The following is a 17,443-nucleotide window of genomic DNA, read 5'->3' as shown; positions in this document are numbered from 1 at the left end:
GGGGAGGACACGATTTTCAGCCCTTGCGGTTCTGGCGATTGGCGATCAGGTCATCAACGACGGCCGGGTCGGCGAGCGTTGAGGTGTCGCCGAGCGCGCCAAAATCATCTTCTGCGATCTTGCGCAGGATGCGGCGCATGATCTTGCCGGAACGGGTCTTCGGCAGGCCCGGCGCAAACTGTATCTTGTCTGGCGTGGCGATCGGGCCGATCTCCTTACGTACATGCTTGACCAGTTCGGCGCGCAGATCGTCGCTGCCCTCAAGCCCGGACATCAGCGTTACATAGCAATATATGCCCTGGCCTTTGAGGTCGTGCGGATAGCCGACCACGGCCGCTTCCGAGACCGTATCATGGGAGACAAGCGCGGACTCAACCTCGGCAGTTCCCATGCGGTGCCCCGAGACGTTGAGAACGTCATCGACGCGCCCGGTGATCCAGTAGTAGCCATCCTTGTCCCGCCGGCAGCCATCGCCGGTAAAGTACTTGCCCTTATAGGTGGAGAAATAGGTTTCGATGAAGCGCTTGTGATCGCCATAGACCGTGCGCATCTGCCCCGGCCAGGAGTCCGTGATGCAGAGGTTGCCGTCGGCGGCGCCTTCGAGCACGTCACCCTCATTGTCGACCAGTTGCGGTTGCACGCCAAAGAACGGCCTTGTGGCCGAGCCGGGTTTGGGCGGCGTTGCGCCGGGCAGCGGCGTGATGAGGATGCCGCCGGTCTCCGTCTGCCACCAGGTATCGACGACAGGACTGCGCTTGTCGCCCACCACCTGATAATACCATTCCCAGGCTTCCGGATTGATCGGCTCTCCAACCGAGCCGAGGATGCGCAGCGATTTGCGCGATGTCTTCTTGACCGGTTCGTCACCGGCGCTCATCAGCGCGCGGATGGCGGTCGGGGCGGTGTAGAAGATGTTGACCTTGTGCTTGTCGATGACTTCCCAGAACCGCGATACCGAGGGGTAGTTGGGCACGCCCTCGAACATCAGCGTCGTCGCGCCATTGGCGAGCGGGCCGTAAACAATGTAGGAATGGCCGGTTACCCAGCCCACATCGGCGGTGCACCAGTAGATGTCGCCGTCATGGTAGTCGAAGACATATTCGTGGGTCATCGAGGCATAGACCAGGTAGCCGCCGGTCGTGTGCAGCACACCCTTGGGCTTTCCGGTAGAGCCAGAGGTGTAAAGGATGAAAAGCGGATCCTCCGCCTTCATCTTTTCAGGTTTGCATTCCGCCTTAACGCTGGCAATCTCATCGTGATACCAGAGGTCGCGATTGCTGGCCCAGCCGGTCTTGCCGCCGGTGCGGCGCACGACGAGTACGTTCTTCACCATGACGTGGTGACGCGCGGCTATATCGATTGCCTTGTCGGTATTTTCCTTAAGCGGCACCGGCTTGCCGCCGCGCATGCCCTCATCGGCCGTGATCACGAAAGTGGATTCGCAGTCGACGATACGGCCCGCGAGCGCATCGGGGGAGAAGCCGCCGAAGACGACGGAGTGGATCGCGCCGATGCGCGCGCAGGCCAGCATCGCATAGGACGCTTCCGGGATCATCGGCATGTAGATCGTCACCCGGTCGCCCTTCTTGACGCCGTGTTTCTTCAGGACATTGGCGAGGCGGCAGACCTGCTCGTAAAGCTCATTATAGGTGATCTTCTTGTCGAGATAGGGATTGTCGCCTTCCCAGATGATCGCGACCTGATCGCCGCGCTTTTTGAGGTGGCGGTCGATGCAGTTATAGGAAACGTTGGTAACGCCATCCTCGAACCATTTGATCGAAACCTTGCCCTCGAACGAGGTGTTCTTGACCTTGGTGAAGGGCTTGAACCAGTCGATGCGCTTTCCGTGCTTGGCCCAGAACTTTTCGGGGTCCTTGATGCTCTGCTTGTACCAGCTGAGATAGGTATCATTGTCGATGAGCGCGTTTTTCTTCGCGCTTGCCAGCACCGGATAAACCTTCTCGGACATCAATTTCCTCCAGAATCTTAAATATCGGGCCTCCACCCGGATACCTCCCCGGGCGGGAGGCGCACAGGTTCATTACCACCAAGCAAATCAATGCGTAAATATCCGAATTGGCCCTGAGGGCATGGCGTTCGGTCGCATTCTGCAGCGGCCAATATCGTTTTCGGTCGCGTTTTATCGTGAAATCGGTCCATTTTGACCACATTTCGGCTTATAGGGTCGCTGCCTTGACTTGGGAGGACAAACTATCGGCGCCAAAGAATTGTTGTTTCCGGCGCCGCACCAAGGATCGAGGAATGCGAATAACTGTCTTGCGCAGCGTTGCGTCACGCGCAAAATTCACATGGTTCACCCTAGCCGCTTTGAGCCTTGCCATTCCGGCAGGCGCCGGCACGCTTCCCGTGCCATCCAATCCGCAGGACCGTATCGGCGCAAAGCTTTTTGGCGAGGAGCATGCGCATCTGCTCAAGGATTCGGTATTCGACAAGATCAGTCCGCTGGTATTGGCGGCCATGCCGCGCGGCAAGGCCTATATAGACTACAAGGCGCCGTCGAAATGCGTTCCCGAAAGGCTGAAGAACGTGCTGAGCCGCGTTTCCGCCAAGTATGGGCCGATCACGGTAAATTCGACCGTGCGCACGCGCACGCGCAACAATCGCGTTGGCGGCAAGGACCAATCCTACCACCTGAGCTGCCAGGCGGTGGATTTCCGGGTCCACGGCGGCTCGTCCGGCCTCATGAGCCACCTGTCGTCCAGCGGTGACGTCGGCGGGTTGAAACGCTATCCGGCCGGCTATTATCACATCGATACCGGACCGCGCCGCAGCTGGTAATTATCGAGTTCCGAAAATCGCGGAACCGACCCTGACTGATGTCGCGCCGAAGCCGATGGCGAGTTCGTAGTCACCGGACATGCCCATGGAAAGCTTGTCGATTCCGGCCTGCCGGGCGATCTTTTCAAGCAGGGCAAAGTGCGGGCCGGGATTCTCATCGGCCGGCGGAATGCACATCAGGCCCTCGATCCGGAGGCCGTGAACCTCGCGGCAACGCTTGATGAAAGCTACCGCCTCTTTTGGATCTATGCCCGCCTTCTGCGGTTCAGAACCGGTGTTCACCTGGACGTAGAGTTTGGGAAAGCGGCTCTGCTTTTGCATTTCCTTGGCAAGGGCATCGGCGATCTTTTCGCGGTCGACCGTCTCGATCACGTCGAAAAGCGCCACCGCATGCTCGGCCTTGTTGGATTGGAGCGGCCCGATCAGGTGGAGTTCGATATCCGGAAATTCACCGCGCAGGGCCGGCCACTTCGCTTGCGCCTCCTGGACGCGGTTCTCGCCAAAGACGCGCTGGCCGGATTCGAGCACGGGACGGATTGCGTCTTCGCCGAAGGTTTTCGACACGGCGACAAGCGTGACGGCGCCTTCCGGGCGACCCGCTTCCGCTTCAGCCTTGTGAATAGCATCCCTGACGGCAAAAAGTTGATCGACGGCATTGGGCATTGGCTGGTTCAGTCCTATTTATCGCCTGACGGCCCGATTTCGCGGGCTCCTTCAGCTTCAAGTGGTTGACGGTCCCACCAATCCATGGTGAAGGTCCCCGCATCACTATCCTTTGCAAGAGAATCCCGTTCATGGCAACCGAACGCTATAATCCCCGTGTAGCCGAGAAGCATTGGCAGAGAGTTTGGAACGACGCCAAGCTCTTCGAGACGAACAATGACGATCCTCGCGATCCTTACTACGTCCTCGAAATGTTTCCGTACCCCTCGGGCCGCATTCATATGGGCCATGTGCGCAACTATGCGATGGGCGATGTCGTTGCACGTTACAAGCGCGCCAAGGGATTCAATGTGCTGCATCCAATGGGCTGGGATGCTTTCGGCATGCCGGCCGAAAACGCCGCCATGCAGAACAAGGTTCATCCGAAGACCTGGACCTACCAGAACATCGCGACGATGCGCGACCAGCTCAAGTCCATGGGCCTGTCGCTCGACTGGTCGCGTGAGTTCGCCACCTGCGATGTCGAATATTATCACCGCCAGCAGATGCTGTTCCTCGATTTCGTCGAGAAGGGTCTGGTGACGCGCAAATCGTCCAAGGTCAACTGGGACCCTGAGGACATGACGGTCCTTGCCAACGAGCAGGTCATCGACGGTCGCGGCTGGCGGTCCGGCGCCCTTGTCGAGCAGCGCGAGCTGACACAGTGGTTCTTCAAGATCACCGACTTCAACGAGGAACTGCTGGGCGCCCTCGATGGGCTCGACCAGTGGCCGGAAAAGGTGCGCCTGATGCAGCGCAACTGGATCGGCAAGTCTGAGGGCATGCTGATCCGCTGGGCGTTGGACAAGCAGTCGCACGTCGAAGGCGAGAGCGAGGTCGAGGTCTACACGACGCGGCTTGACACGCTTTTCGGCGCGTCCTTCATTGCCATTGCCGCCGACCATCCGCTGGCGAAGAAAGCCGCCGAAAACAACGCGGCGCTGGCGCAGTTCAACGAGGAATGCCGCCATGCGGGCACTTCGGTCGTTGCGCTCGAAACCGCCGAGAAGAAGGGCTTCGACACCGGCTTGCGCGTCACGCATCCGTTCGACCCGGAATGGACGCTGCCGGTCTACGTCGCGAATTTCGTGTTGATGGACTATGGCACCGGCGCGATCTTCGGTTGTCCGTCAGGTGACCAGCGCGACCTCGACTTTGCCAACAAATACGGCCTGCCGGTCGTGCCGGTGGTTATGCCGAAGGACGCCGACGCGGCCACGTTCCAGATCACCGAAACCGCCTATGTCGATGACGGCGTCATGATCAATTCGCGCTTCCTTGACGGGATGTCGCCGGCCGAAGCTTTCGACGAGGTGGCGCGGCGGTTGGAAAAGCAGACGGTCGGCAACCGCCCGCAGGGCGAGCGCAAGATCAATTTCCGCCTGCGCGACTGGGGTATTTCCCGGCAGCGTTACTGGGGTTGCCCGATCCCGATGATCCATTGCGATGATTGCGGCGTGGTTCCGGTGCCGAAAGCCGACCTGCCGGTCAAGCTGCCGGACGATGTCGAATTCGACCGGCCGGGCAATCCGCTCGACCGGCATCCGACCTGGCGGCACGTCAACTGCCCGCAATGCGGCAAGCCGGCACGACGCGAGACCGACACGATGGACACCTTCGTCGACTCGTCATGGTATTTCGCGCGCTTCACCGCTCCCTGGGCCGAGGAGCCGACCGAGCCCAAGGTCGCGAATCATTGGCTGCCCGTCGATCAGTATATTGGCGGCATCGAGCACGCGATCCTGCACCTGCTCTACTCGCGTTTCTTCACACGGGCGATGAAGGTGGCGGGTCATCTCGATATCAGTGAACCGTTCAAGGGCATGTTCACGCAAGGCATGGTCGTTCACGAGACCTACAAGGGCAAGGACGGCTGGGTCACGCCAGCTGACGTTCGGGTCGAGGAGACGGATGGCGCGCGCCGCGCAACGCTGATTGCTACAGGCGAAGAGGTCGAGATAGGCTCGATCGAGAAGATGTCGAAATCGAAGAAAAACGTGGTCGATCCCGATGACATCATCGCTTCCTACGGGGCGGATACCGCGCGCTGGTTCATGCTGTCGGATTCGCCGCCGGAACGCGATGTGATCTGGACTGAATCCGGCGTCGAGGGCGCACATCGATTCGTTCAGCGCGTCTGGCGCCTGATTTCGGAAGCGGCCGAGACGTTGAAGACGGTCGATGCCGCAGCCGCGACCGAGGGCGAGGCTTTGGCGATTTCGAAAGCGGCGCACCGGACTGTCAAGGCTGTCGGCGAAGATATCGAGAAGCTGAACTTCAACAAGGCCGTCGCGCGCCTTTACGAGCTCGTCAACACCTTGGCGCCTTCGCTGCAGAAGCTGGCGGCGGGCGAGGCTGACATGGCGACGATCGCAGCAAGCCGCGAAGCGACGGCCATGTTGATTGCAATGATCGCGCCAATGATGCCGCACCTTGCTGAGGAGTGCTGGAAGGCGCTCGGCGGCGCAGATCTTGTGGCTCATCAACCGTGGCCGTCATACAACGAGACGTTGATCATCGAGAACGATGTGACCATGCCGGTTCAGATCAATGGCAAGAAGCGCGGCGATTTGACAATTGCCCGCGATGCGGATCAATTGGCGGTCGAAAAGGCCACCCTCGCGCTTGATTTCGTCAAGGCCGCGCTGAATGGCAATTCACCGAAGAAGGTCATTATCGTACCGCAGAGGATCATCAATGTCGTTGCCTGATCGTTTTCAGCCGGGTTCCGTCGTCAAGCGGCTGCTTCCCTTCTGCGTTCTTGGCTTGGCATTGATTGCAGGCGGTTGCCAGGTGCGGCCGCTCTACTCCGATCCCGGTCCGGTCGGCAGCACGGCCGCCGGCGTCTCGGGCAGCGTCCGCTCCCGGCTCGCGACCGTGTCGGTCAATCCGGCGGGCGATCGCGTCACCCAGGAAGTGCGCAACAACCTGATCTTCCTCTTCGGTGGCGGTGCGGGCGAGCCGACGCATGTCGCCTATACGCTGCAACTTGCCATTGCTTCGCAGAACATTTCACTGGCGCTGATCCAGAATGCGACCAATGACAAATCGGGTCAGCCGACCGCAGGCTCCATCCGCATGACTGGCAACTACGTTCTGACGCGCGTGTCGGACGGTCAGGTCATCGGCCGCGGCAGCCGTCTTGTAAATGCGGGCTACGATGCGCCAAGACAGCAGTTTGCTGTCCAGCGAGCCTATCGCGATGCATATAATCGTGCGGCGGCGGAAGTTGCGCAGGCGATTCAGCTCAGCGTTGCCCAGGACCTGACGAAGAACCAATAGTCATACTGCGCATGACCTCGCTTGGCGAACGGCCGGGCGTACCGTTCATGATTCCTGCCCCTAACCGGATGCGCGCTGCGCAGGCGCACAAGAAAAAACGCCCGCCGGTCTTGCAACAGGCGGGCGTCATTGACCAGGGCGCCTGATCAGGCGATCGACTGGCCCGTCTTCTTCCAATCGGCAAGGAAAGTCTCAAGGCCCTTGTCGGTCAGCGGGTGCTTGACCAATGCCTTCAGCGTTGCCGGCGGAACCGTCGCGACGTCGGCACCGATCAGAGCGGCTTCCTTGACATGGTTCACGGTGCGGATCGAGGCGGCAAGGATCTGCGTCTGGTAATCGTAATTGTCGTAGATTGTTCGGATCTCGGAAATCAGTTCCATTCCATTGATGCCGGTATCGTCGATGCGGCCAATGAATGGCGAGATGAACGTGGCGCCGGCCTTGGCGGCAAGAAGTGCCTGGTTGGCGGAGAAGCACAGCGTCACATTGACGAGATGGCCATCCGAGCGCAGGGCCTTGCAGGCCTTGAGGCCATCGAGGGTGAGCGGGACCTTGATGCAGATATTGTCGGCGATGCGGGAGAGCACTGCGGCCTCCTTCATCATCTGCTCATATTCGGTTGCCGCGACCTCGGCGGATACCGGGCCGTTGACGATGCTGCAAATTTCCTTGGTGACTTCGATGATGCTGCCACCGGACTTGAGGATCAGCGAAGGATTGGTGGTTACGCCATCGAGCAATCCGAGATCGTTGAGCTCGCGGATTTCCTTCACGTCGGCGGTATCGACAAAGAATTTCATGGGAACATTCCTTCCTGATATGCGGGTGTCTAAATGAGAGATCAATTCTATCTCCCGGAAAGTGACTTTTCTTTATCCGAAAGGCGCGCCAAGGTCACGTATATATGAGTCAGGATTCGTTCATCCCGCAAAAAACCGTTCCCGTGCTTGTGCCGATGCCGGCAGAGCGGCCCTACAGCTATGCCGTGCCGGACGGCATGAACGTCAGGGCCGGGTCAATCGTCCGGGTGCCGCTCGGTCCGCGCGAAGTTGCAGGCATCGTCACGGACGGCACGACTGACAGCATCGATGCGAAGAAACTGCGGCCCATATCCGAGCTCTTCGATTGTCCGCCCGTGGACGACGACATGCTGCGCTTCATGCGCTGGGCCGCCGATTATACACTGTCCCCACCCGGCATGGTGGCGCGCATGGTGCTGCGCGTGCCCGCGGCTTTCGATCCCGAGCCGCCGGTGCCGGGCTTGCGCTTTGCCGGCCGTGAACCTGACCGCATGACCGGGGCCCGGGCCCGCGTGCTCGAGCTCGCTGAGGGCGGCATGGCATGGACGCGCACGGGGCTTGCCCACGCGGCAGGCGTCTCCGCAACCGTAGTCGACGGTCTGATGGCGCAAGGCGTATTCGAACAGGTCATGATCCCGGCGCGTCCCGTCGTTGCCGCTCCCGATGTCGACTATGCCAAGGCGTCGCTTTCAGGCGACCAAAGCGAGGCGGCGGATCAACTCGTTGAAGCCGTGGCGTCCGCAAGTTTCTCGGTGTCGCTGCTTGACGGTGTGACCGGCTCCGGCAAGACCGAAGTCTATTTCGAGGCGGTGGCCAAAGCCATCGAGCAAGGCAAGCAGGTCCTGATCCTGCTTCCGGAAATTGCGCTGACGCAGCAGTTTCTCGATCGCTTCCATGATCGCTTCGGCACCAAGCCGGCCGAGTGGCATTCCGATCTTGCGCCGCGCATGCGCGAGCGGGTCTGGCGACAGGTCATGGAGGGCCAGGTGCGTGTCGTTGCCGGCGCGCGGTCAGCGTTGTTCCTGCCATTCCAGGAACTGGGGCTGATCGTCGTCGACGAGGAGCACGATCCCGCCTACAAGCAGGAAGATCGCGTCTGCTACAATGCCCGCGACATGGCAGTGGTGCGCGGCCATATCGGCGGCTTCCCGGTCGTACTTGCATCGGCCACGCCGTCGATCGAAAGCCAGGTCAACGCCAATCAGGGCCGGTACAACCGCATCCGCCTTTCCGGGCGCTATGCCGAGGCAGCAATGCCGGATCTGAAGTCCATCGACATGCGCAGGTCGCCGCCACGACCGGGCGGGTTTCTCTCGCCCGCGCTCGTCGAAGCGATCAATCAGACATTGCAGCGCAAGGAACAGTCGCTGCTCTTCCTCAACCGGCGAGGCTATGCACCGTTGACGCTCTGCCGGGTGTGCGGCCACCGCTTCCAGTGCCCGGATTGTTCGAGCTGGCTGGTCGAGCACCGCTTTCGCGGCCAACTCGTCTGCCACCAATGCGGACACCATGAGGCGCGCCCGGAAGCTTGTCCCTCCTGCGGAACGCTCGATCACCTCGTCGCCTGCGGGCCGGGCGTCGAGCGGATCGCCGAGGAAGTGGAAAAGACCTTTCCGGACGCCCGCATCATCGTCCTCTCATCCGATCTCATGGGGGTCAAGCGCCTGCGGCTTGAGCTCGACGCGATCGCCAAGGGTGAGGCCGAGATCGTCATCGGCACGCAGCTCGTTGCCAAGGGGCACAATTTCCCGAACATGACGCTGGTCGGCGTCGTCGACGCCGATCTCGGACTGGCCAATGGCGACGCCCGCGCCGCCGAGCGCACGTTCCAGCTGTTGAGCCAAGTGACAGGCCGCGCGGGACGCACGGGCAAGAAGAGCCTCGGCCTTTTGCAGACCTACCAGCCGGATCATCCGGTGATGCGTGCCATCGTTTCGGGCGATGCAAAAGCCTTTTACGAGCGGGAGATCGAAGAGCGCGAGCGCTCAAGCCTGCCGCCCTTCGGCCGGCTCGGCTCGCTCATCATTTCGGCAGCGACGCGCCAGGAAGCGGAGACGCATGCGCGGGCCTTGCGCCGGGCGGCACCGGCATCGGATCAGATCAGCGTCCTCGGACCGGCGGAGGCGCCGCTTGCCCTCGTGCGCGGGCGGCATCGTTTCCGTCTCCTCGTCCACGGCACGCGCAAATCGGATATTCAGGGCTTCATCCGCGTCATGCTGGCGGATGGGCCAAAAGAACGGGGATCGACGCGGGTGCAGGTTGATATCGATCCGCAAAGCTTTCTATAAGATCTGCATCGCGGTTAACGCTTCGGCGGAAGGGGCAGGGGATCATGGAACTCTATTGGCCGGCAAGTCAGGGCGAATGGATGGCATGGCTGTCGGCGGCAATTACCGTCGCTTTCGGGCTCGTCCTGTTCTTTGCGCCGCGCGTTGCCATGAGGATAATGCGCTTGCAGACGAAGCCGGAGCGCCCCGAGGCGCTTTCCGAGATCCGTGCGACATTCGCCGGCTTCTACCTCGGACTTGGACTTAGCGCCCTTGTATTTGCACAACCTTTTCTCTGGATCGCGCTCGGCGTTTCCTGGGGCTTCACGGTCTTCGGCCGGCTGATTTCGATGATGTCCGACGGCGGCAACAAGCCGTACAACTGGGCCTGGGTCGTCGTTGAACTGCTGCTTGCGGCGGGTCCGCTTCTATTTGCCTTCGGCTTTGTCGCCTGAGCCGCCGAGCATTAGTGGAATTGGTTACTCATAATTATCCGAAGCTGCGGCGATTCTGCCTCCTCATTTAGCGGATTCGCGTGTTGCGAGTCCTGTCTTCCTATGCTAGACGGCATTCAAATCACGTCTAAGGCAGCTTCAGGGCTTCACCCAAGGCGGTAAAAAAATCAATAATGCCAAAGATTTGACCGAAAACTTCCTTCCGGTTTCCTGATTTTTGGCTTCAAACCAGAGAGCTTGTCGTTCGTGGCAGAAACTACGTCGCTCATTTCCGGTGTTGCCCAGCGTTACGCGGGTTCGTTGTTCGAACTTGCGCTGGAAGCGAATTCGCTTGCCGAGGTCGAAAAGGATCTCGATCGTTTCGAGGCTCTGGTCAATGGCAGTCCCGATCTGAAGCGCCTGGTAGCAAGCCCGGTATTCTCGTCCGGCGATCAGGTGCGCGCGATCTCCGCGATCCTGGCCGAGGCCAAGATCGGCGGGCTGGTCGGCAATTTCTTGCGCGTCGCCGCGCAAAATCGCCGCCTCTTCGCCGTACCATCCATGATCCAGTCGTTCCGCCAGATTGCCGCCGCCCATCGCGGAGAAATCGCGGCGGACGTTACTTCCGCGCATGCCCTTACGGCAGCGCAGGAAAATGAATTGAAGGCCACGCTGAAAAGCGTCGCCGGCAAGGACGTGACAATCAATGTCACCGTTGATCCGTCGATCCTCGGCGGCCTCGTCGTCAAGATGGGGTCGCGCCAGATCGACACTTCACTTCGCACAAAACTTTCTTCGCTTAAGCTTGCACTGAAAGAGGTCGGCTGATGGACATCCGCGCCGCGGAAATTTCCGCAATCCTGAAAAAGCAAATCGAGAATTTCGGCCAGGAGGCAGAAGTCTCCGAAGTCGGCCAGGTTCTGTCCGTCGGTGACGGTATCGCCCGCGTCTATGGTCTGGACAATGTTCAGGCCGGTGAGATGGTCGAGTTCCCGGGCGGCACCCGTGGCATGGCCCTGAACCTTGAAAGCGACAATGTCGGCGTCGTTATTTTCGGTTCCGACCGTGACATCAAGGAAGGCGACACCGTCAAGCGTACCGGCGCCATCGTTGACGTTCCCGTCGGCAAGGAACTGCTCGGCCGCGTTGTGGACGCGCTCGGCAATCCGATCGACGGCAAGGGTCCGATCAAGGCGACGCAGCGTTCCCGCGTCGACGTCAAGGCGCCGGGCATCATCCCGCGCAAGTCGGTGCATGAGCCGATGTCGACTGGCCTCAAGGCCATCGACGCCCTCATCCCGGTTGGTCGCGGCCAGCGCGAGCTCGTCATCGGCGACCGCCAGACCGGCAAGACCGCGATCATTCTCGACACGTTCCTTAATCAGAAGCCGGCTCACGATGCCGGCAATGAGACGGACAAGCTCTATTGCGTCTATGTCGCCATCGGGCAGAAGCGTTCGACTGTTGCGCAGTTCGTGAAGATCCTCGAAGAGCGCGGCGCTCTCGAATATTCGATCGTCGTTGCTGCAACCGCCTCCGATCCGGCACCGATGCAGTACCTCGCTCCATTTGCGGGCTGCACGATGGGCGAATATTTCCGCGACAATGGCATGCACGCGCTGATCGGCTATGACGATCTGTCGAAGCAGGCTGTCGCCTATCGCCAGATGTCGCTGCTGCTGCGCCGCCCGCCGGGCCGCGAAGCTTATCCCGGCGACGTTTTCTACCTCCATTCCCGTCTGCTTGAGCGTTCGGCCAAGCTCAATGACGAAAACGGTGCCGGTTCGCTGACCGCGCTCCCCGTCATCGAGACCCAGGCGAACGACGTTTCGGCTTATATTCCGACCAACGTGATCTCGATCACCGACGGCCAGATCTTCCTCGAAACGAACCTCTTCTACCAGGGTATCCGTCCGGCTGTTAACGTCGGCCTCTCGGTTTCCCGCGTTGGTTCGGCCGCACAGATCAAGGCGATGAAGCAGGTTGCAGGTTCGATCAAGGGTGAGCTTGCGCAGTACCGCGAAATGGCAGCGTTCGCTCAGTTCGGCTCCGACCTCGATGCTTCGACGCAGCGCCTCCTCAACCGCGGTGCTCGCCTGACCGAACTCCTGAAGCAGCCGCAGTTCTCGCCGCTGAAGACGGAAGAGCAGGTTGCGGTGATCTTTGCCGGCGTCAATGGCTATCTCGACAAGCTTGCCGTCAATCAGGTCGGCAAGTTCGAGCACGGCCTCCTCACCTGGCTGCGTACCGAGAACAAGGACATTCTCGAGACGATCGCCAAGGAGAAGCAGATCAGCGACGACACCAAGGGCAAGCTGAAGGCAGCAGTCGACGCCTTTGCCAAGTCTTTCGCTTAAACTTCATTGACGGGATGAACGGATGCCTTCGTTAAAGGATCTGAGAAACCGGATCGCCTCGGTCAAGGCGACGCAGAAGATCACCAAGGCGATGCAGATGGTCGCCGCGGCCAAGCTGCGTCGTGCGCAGGACGCTGCGTTGGCGGCTCGCCCGTACTCGCAGCGCATGGCTGCGGTGCTGGCGAACATCGCCTCCAACGTCGACGGCGCCGATGCGCCGGTGCTGATGAGCGGAACCGGCAAGGACGATGTGCATCTGCTCGTCGTGTGCACTTCCGAACGCGGCCTTTGTGGCGGCTTCAATGCGCAGATCGTGCGTCTGGCGCGTGATCATGCCCGCCGGCTGATCGCCGACGGAAAGACCGTCAAGATCCTGACTGTCGGCAAGAAGGGCGCTGACATTCTGCGCCGTGATCTCGGTCGCCATATCATCGACCACGTCGATCTTCGCGAAGTGAAGCAGGTCGGCTTTGCCAATGCCGATGCAATCGGCCACAAGATCATCGCGCTCTACAACGAGGGCGGCTTCGATGTGGCAACGCTGTTCTACTCGGAATTCAAGTCGGTGATCGCACAGATCCCGACCGCTCAGCAGCTCATACCGGCCAACTCCATCAGCGAAGTTGAACCGGAAAGCGCAGGCGACGCAGTCTACGAATATGAGCCGGATCCGGCATCCATTCTGGGTGACCTCATTCCGCGCAATATTTCCGTCCAGGTTTTCCGCGCTCTCCTTGAAAACGCGGCGTCGGAGCAGGGTGCGCGCATGTCCGCCATGGACAATGCAACCCGCAATGCCGGCGACATGATCAACAAGCTGACGATGTCGTACAACCGCCAGCGTCAGGCCCAGATCACCAAGGAACTGATCGAAATCATTTCGGGCGCGGAAGCGCTCTAATCGCGAAGGTAAGGATCGATGGCAAAAGCAGCGACCCCGAAGACACCCGCAGCCAAGCCGGCTGCGTCAGCAGCTAAGCCCGCAAAGGCAGCTGCACCAAAGGCGGCGGCCGCAAAGGCGGAAGCCGCTGCGAAGCCCGCAGCAAAGACAGCTGCTCCCAAGGCCGCCGCACCGAAGGCGACGCTTAAGGCCAGCGGCGCAGCTGGCCGCGTCAGCCAGGTCATTGGCGCCGTCGTCGACGTTGCGTTTGAAGATGGCAATCTGCCATTGATCCTCAACGCGCTCGAAACCGACAACCTTGGCAACCGCCTGGTTCTCGAAGTGGCGCAGCACCTCGGCGAAAACACCGTTCGCACGATCGCCATGGACTCGACCGAAGGTCTCGTCCGCGGCCAGCCGGTCTATGACACCGGTTCGCCGATCATGGTTCCCGTCGGCGACGAGACGCTCGGCCGTATCATGAACGTCATCGGCGAGCCCGTCGATGAAGCAGGTCCGATCAACACCAAGGTGACCCGCGCCATCCACCAGTCGGCGCCGGAATATGTCGAGCAGTCGACGGAAGCCCAGATCCTTGTGACGGGCATCAAGGTTGTCGATCTCCTCGCTCCCTATGCTCGCGGCGGCAAGATCGGCCTCTTCGGCGGTGCAGGCGTCGGCAAGACCGTTCTCATCATGGAACTAATCAACAACGTCGCCAAGGCGCACGGTGGTTATTCAGTTTTCGCCGGCGTTGGCGAGCGTACGCGTGAAGGCAACGACCTTTACCATGAAATGATCGAATCCGGCGTGAACAAGGAAGGCGGCGGTGCCGGCTCCAAGGCCGCGCTGGTCTATGGCCAGATGAACGAGCCGCCAGGTGCGCGCGCCCGCGTTGCCCTTTCGGGACTGACGGTCGCCGAGCATTTCCGCGACCAGGGCCAGGACGTTCTGTTCTTCGTGGATAACATCTTCCGCTTCACCCAGGCGGGTTCTGAAGTGTCGGCCCTGCTCGGACGTATCCCGTCCGCCGTGGGTTACCAGCCGACGCTTGCGACCGACATGGGCGCGATGCAGGAACGCATTACCACGACCCACAAGGGCTCGATCACGTCGGTTCAGGCGATCTACGTTCCCGCCGACGATTTGACCGATCCGGCGCCGGCAACATCCTTCGCCCACCTTGATGCGACGACGGTTCTTAACCGCGCCATCTCGGAAAAGGGTATCTACCCGGCCGTGGATCCGCTCGACTCGACGTCGCGCATGCTCGATCCGATCATTGTCGGCGAAGAGCACTACCAGACTGCTCGTCAGGTTCAGTCGATCCTGCAGCGCTACAAGTCGCTCCAGGACATCATCGCCATCCTTGGCATGGACGAACTTTCCGAAGACGACAAACTGGTTGTTGCCCGCGCCCGCAAGATCGAGCGCTTCCTGTCGCAGCCGTTCTTCGTTGCTGAAGTCTTCACCGGTTCGCCGGGCAAGCTGGTCGATCTCGCCGACACGATCAAGGGCTTCAAGGGCCTTTGCAACGGCGACTACGATCACCTGCCGGAAGCTGCCTTCTATATGGTTGGCTCGATCGACGAAGCCATCGAGAAGGCACAGCGCCTGGCAGCGGAAGCTGCCTGATCCAGAGACTGATGGCGGGCTCCGGCCCGCCCTTGTCGATCTCGATCAAGACCACGGGAATTGAGTGAATATCATGGCAGAAGCCTTCCAGTTCGAACTCGTATCGCCAGAGCGCCTGCTTCTTTCGGAACAGGTCATTGAAGTCGTGGTTCCGGGCACGGAAGGCTACATGACGGTCATGGCGCACCATGCGCCGCTGATGGCAACCGTGAAGCCCGGCGTTGTCACCGTAAAGATGGCGGACGGCAAGCCGGACAGCTATGTCGTCTTCGGCGGTTTCGTTGACGTGACGCCTGATGGGTGCACCCTCCTCGCGGAATCGGCAGTGCACGTCACCGATATAAAGGCCGATGAATTGCAGCGCCGGATCAAGGACGCGAAGGAAGATTTCGAGGATGCGACGACGCGCGAAGAACGTGCCCGCCTGGAAGATCTTCTGGGCCAGCTGACGACGCTCGAGGAAGCCATCAAAGCCGCCTGAGGCGGTATCCGCTTCAATTTGGAAGTTTAAAAGCGGGCCAAGTGCCCGCTTTTTTCATTAAAGTTACTAACTGGCCAGATGCCGGAATGCTGCAACGACCTCTTCATAGACCTTGCGCTTGAATGGCACGATGAGATCGGGCAATTGCGTCATGGGTTTCCAGGCCCATTCATCGAATTCGGCGGTATGGCCACCCGGAGGCGGGTTGATGGCGATTTCGCTTGGGTCACCTTCAAAGCGGTAGGCGAACCACTTCTGCGTCTGCCCGCGGTATTTGCCCTTGAGCGCGATGCCGACGAGATGTGGCGGCAGTTCGTAATTGATCCAGTGCGGCGCTTCCGCCAGCAATGAAACGCTCTTCATGCCGGTTTCTTCGTAGAGTTCGCGCAGGGCAGCGGGTTCCGGCTCCTCGCCCTTGTCGATGCCGCCTTGCGGCATCTGCCAGAGTTGCGTTGCACCATCCATTTCATCGCCCGGTATCATGATGCGATGGCCAGCCCAGACGAGGCCCTCCTTGTTGAGAACCATGATGCCGACACAGGGCCGGTAAGGCAGGGATTGTGGATCGACCGGCTTCTTGCTCATGGCGAAATCTCCAAATGCTTGCTGCCGCCCTGCTAGCCGTTTTGGGGATCGCGGACAAGGGCCGAGATGGGAACGATCTCGATGCCACGCGCCTTCGCTTCATTAACCCATGACGTTACCGCCTCGACCGTGACGTCAAAGGCAGAACCGGTGCCAATGGCGCTGCCCTTGGCACGGGCAATGCGCTCGAGTTCATCGAGCTTTTTCAAGATGTTCCCACGATCCTGCGACGCATCGATAAGGACATCGGATACCGCGAAGGGCGCGCCCTGCTGCCCAGCGATTGCGTCAGCCGTGCTGCGCGCCGATGTGCCATCGTCGAGGTAAAGCAGGCCCCGCCGTGCCACATCCTGGATGACGGGCGTCATGGCGTTGGCGTCGGCGGTGAAGCGAGCGCCCATATAGTTCATAACGCCGGTATAATTGGTAATACGGCCCATCGTCTTGTGAAGGTTTTCAAGCGTCACTGGTGCTGGCGCATCCACCGTCAACGTGTTGCGGCCGGGGTTGACGCGCGGATAGTCGAAGGGTTCGAGCGGGATCTGCATCAGGATCTCATGGCCATCCTGGCGGGCCGCCTGCATCCACCGGCCGAGGCTGTTGCCCTCTGGCGAGAAGGCCAGAGTCACCTCACCGGGCAATGCGCGAATGGCATTCTGCGAACCGGTCTGCGAAAGCCCGAGCCCGCCGATCACGATTGCGACACGCGCGCCGCGTGCACCAGACCAGGGCCGGGCATAGACGTCGAGCGGACGCCTGCCGTCAGGTGCAACGGTCGGGAGAGGGCCTTGCGGTGACTGCTCGATCAAGTCCTGTTCGGGAATGTGTGCCGTGCGCGGATCCTGCGTGCGCTTGTTCGGATCGCCGACCACGATCACCTTCGGCCCTCCTTCGGGGGAGATGACCTTGCCGGGAAGATTGTTCGCAGTCTGCGGCGGCGCCGGAGCAGCACTTGGCGGGGCGGGCGGCGGAGGTGCCTCAGCGACCTGCGGCTTCTCGGGTTCCGGCGCGGGATTGCGGAAGCCCTGATGGCTGGTGAACGAAATCAGGGAAGACAGTCCGACGATACAGGTGGCTACCAAGAGAGGCGGTAGCCAGCGTCCTGGTGTTAGATTGCCGGATTGTCTTGGCCGTTTGCTGTTTCTTCCCAGCGGCCGGTTGAGGTCGACGTTCACGCGTGAGGGCCGGAGAGATGGAGGAAAGAGAGGAAATTTTCACGTT

At 60.6% G+C, this 17,443-nt stretch carries 15 protein-coding genes; 10 read left to right on the top strand and 5 right to left on the bottom strand.

From position 1 onward, the window contains the following. Window positions 1–16 precede the first annotated feature (16 nt). The gene (acs, locus tag AC1DNI_RS00230; RefSeq protein ID WP_477690404.1) at window positions 17–1,969 is read right to left on the bottom strand and encodes an acetate--CoA ligase; all 1,953 of its coding nucleotides are present in this window, start codon (window positions 1,967–1,969) and stop codon (window positions 17–19) included. A 293-nt stretch (window positions 1,970–2,262) separates the two neighbouring features. On the opposite strand from acs, the gene AC1DNI_RS00225 reads away from it, so the two are divergent. Next, window positions 2,263–2,799 carry a YcbK family protein gene (locus tag AC1DNI_RS00225; protein WP_477690403.1) on the top strand — a complete coding sequence of 179 codons (537 nt, stop codon included), beginning with the start codon at window positions 2,263–2,265 and terminating at the stop codon, window positions 2,797–2,799. Here AC1DNI_RS00225 and AC1DNI_RS00220 read toward each other — a convergent pair whose 3' ends face one another. After that, complete coding sequence (locus AC1DNI_RS00220; protein ID WP_477690402.1) at window positions 2,800–3,462, bottom strand: YggS family pyridoxal phosphate-dependent enzyme; 663 nt, start codon at window positions 3,460–3,462, stop codon at window positions 2,800–2,802. A gap of 131 nt (window positions 3,463–3,593) precedes the next feature. Between AC1DNI_RS00220 and leuS the strand changes: the two genes are divergently transcribed. Continuing rightward, complete coding sequence (gene leuS, locus AC1DNI_RS00215) at window positions 3,594–6,212, top strand: leucine--tRNA ligase (RefSeq protein ID WP_477690401.1); 2,619 nt, start codon at window positions 3,594–3,596, stop codon at window positions 6,210–6,212. Further along, window positions 6,199–6,783: an LPS assembly lipoprotein LptE gene (lptE, locus tag AC1DNI_RS00210; protein ID WP_027231076.1), complete on the top strand. Its 585-nt coding sequence runs from the start codon at window positions 6,199–6,201 to the stop codon at window positions 6,781–6,783. Before leuS ends, lptE begins: the two co-directional genes overlap by 14 nt. A gap of 146 nt (window positions 6,784–6,929) precedes the next feature. Here the strand turns inward: lptE and fsa are convergent, their stop codons facing one another. Further along, window positions 6,930–7,583 (bottom strand): fructose-6-phosphate aldolase, encoded by a 654-nt coding sequence (fsa, locus tag AC1DNI_RS00205; RefSeq protein ID WP_027231077.1) that lies wholly within the window; start codon window positions 7,581–7,583, stop codon window positions 6,930–6,932. Between the two features lie 104 nt (window positions 7,584–7,687). On the opposite strand from fsa, the gene AC1DNI_RS00200 reads away from it, so the two are divergent. The 7 genes from AC1DNI_RS00200 (at window position 7,688) to AC1DNI_RS00170 (ending at window position 15,637) form a co-directional block, all read left to right on the top strand. Continuing rightward, window positions 7,688–9,871, top strand: coding sequence for a primosomal protein N' (locus AC1DNI_RS00200; protein WP_477690400.1), 2,184 nt, complete (start codon window positions 7,688–7,690; stop codon window positions 9,869–9,871). A 44-nt stretch (window positions 9,872–9,915) separates the two neighbouring features. Beyond that, window positions 9,916–10,305 (top strand): AGROH133_08824 family phage infection protein, encoded by a 390-nt coding sequence (locus AC1DNI_RS00195; protein ID WP_477690399.1) that lies wholly within the window; start codon window positions 9,916–9,918, stop codon window positions 10,303–10,305. Window positions 10,306–10,551: 246 nt separating this feature from the next. Further along, window positions 10,552–11,112 (top strand): F0F1 ATP synthase subunit delta, encoded by a 561-nt coding sequence (locus AC1DNI_RS00190; protein ID WP_477690398.1) that lies wholly within the window; start codon window positions 10,552–10,554, stop codon window positions 11,110–11,112. Further along, a complete protein-coding gene (atpA, locus tag AC1DNI_RS00185) occupies window positions 11,112–12,641 on the top strand; it encodes a F0F1 ATP synthase subunit alpha (protein WP_027231081.1) in 1,530 nt (509 codons plus the stop codon). Before AC1DNI_RS00190 ends, atpA begins: the two co-directional genes overlap by 1 nt. Window positions 12,642–12,663: 22 nt before the next feature. Then, window positions 12,664–13,542 (top strand): F0F1 ATP synthase subunit gamma, encoded by an 879-nt coding sequence (locus AC1DNI_RS00180; RefSeq protein WP_027231082.1) that lies wholly within the window; start codon window positions 12,664–12,666, stop codon window positions 13,540–13,542. 18 nt (window positions 13,543–13,560) lie between these two features. After that, window positions 13,561–15,156 (top strand): F0F1 ATP synthase subunit beta, encoded by a 1,596-nt coding sequence (gene atpD, locus AC1DNI_RS00175; protein WP_027231083.1) that lies wholly within the window; start codon window positions 13,561–13,563, stop codon window positions 15,154–15,156. 73 nt (window positions 15,157–15,229) lie between these two features. Continuing rightward, entirely contained in the window at window positions 15,230–15,637 is a 408-nt protein-coding gene (locus tag AC1DNI_RS00170) for a F0F1 ATP synthase subunit epsilon (protein ID WP_027231084.1), read from the top strand. 66 nt (window positions 15,638–15,703) lie between these two features. Here the strand turns inward: AC1DNI_RS00170 and AC1DNI_RS00165 are convergent, their stop codons facing one another. Beyond that, window positions 15,704–16,222: an RNA pyrophosphohydrolase gene (locus AC1DNI_RS00165; protein ID WP_113281644.1), complete on the bottom strand. Its 519-nt coding sequence runs from the start codon at window positions 16,220–16,222 to the stop codon at window positions 15,704–15,706. 32 nt (window positions 16,223–16,254) lie between these two features. Then, window positions 16,255–17,304, bottom strand: a complete 1,050-nt coding sequence (locus tag AC1DNI_RS00160; protein WP_246272688.1) for a divergent polysaccharide deacetylase family protein — start codon at window positions 17,302–17,304, stop codon at window positions 16,255–16,257. Window positions 17,305–17,443 lie beyond the last annotated feature (139 nt).

The sequence above is a fragment of the Phyllobacterium sp. 01N428 genome, assembly GCF_056399405.1.
Note: the sequence above shows the minus strand (reverse complement) of the source record. Positions and strands in the feature narration are given on the sequence as shown.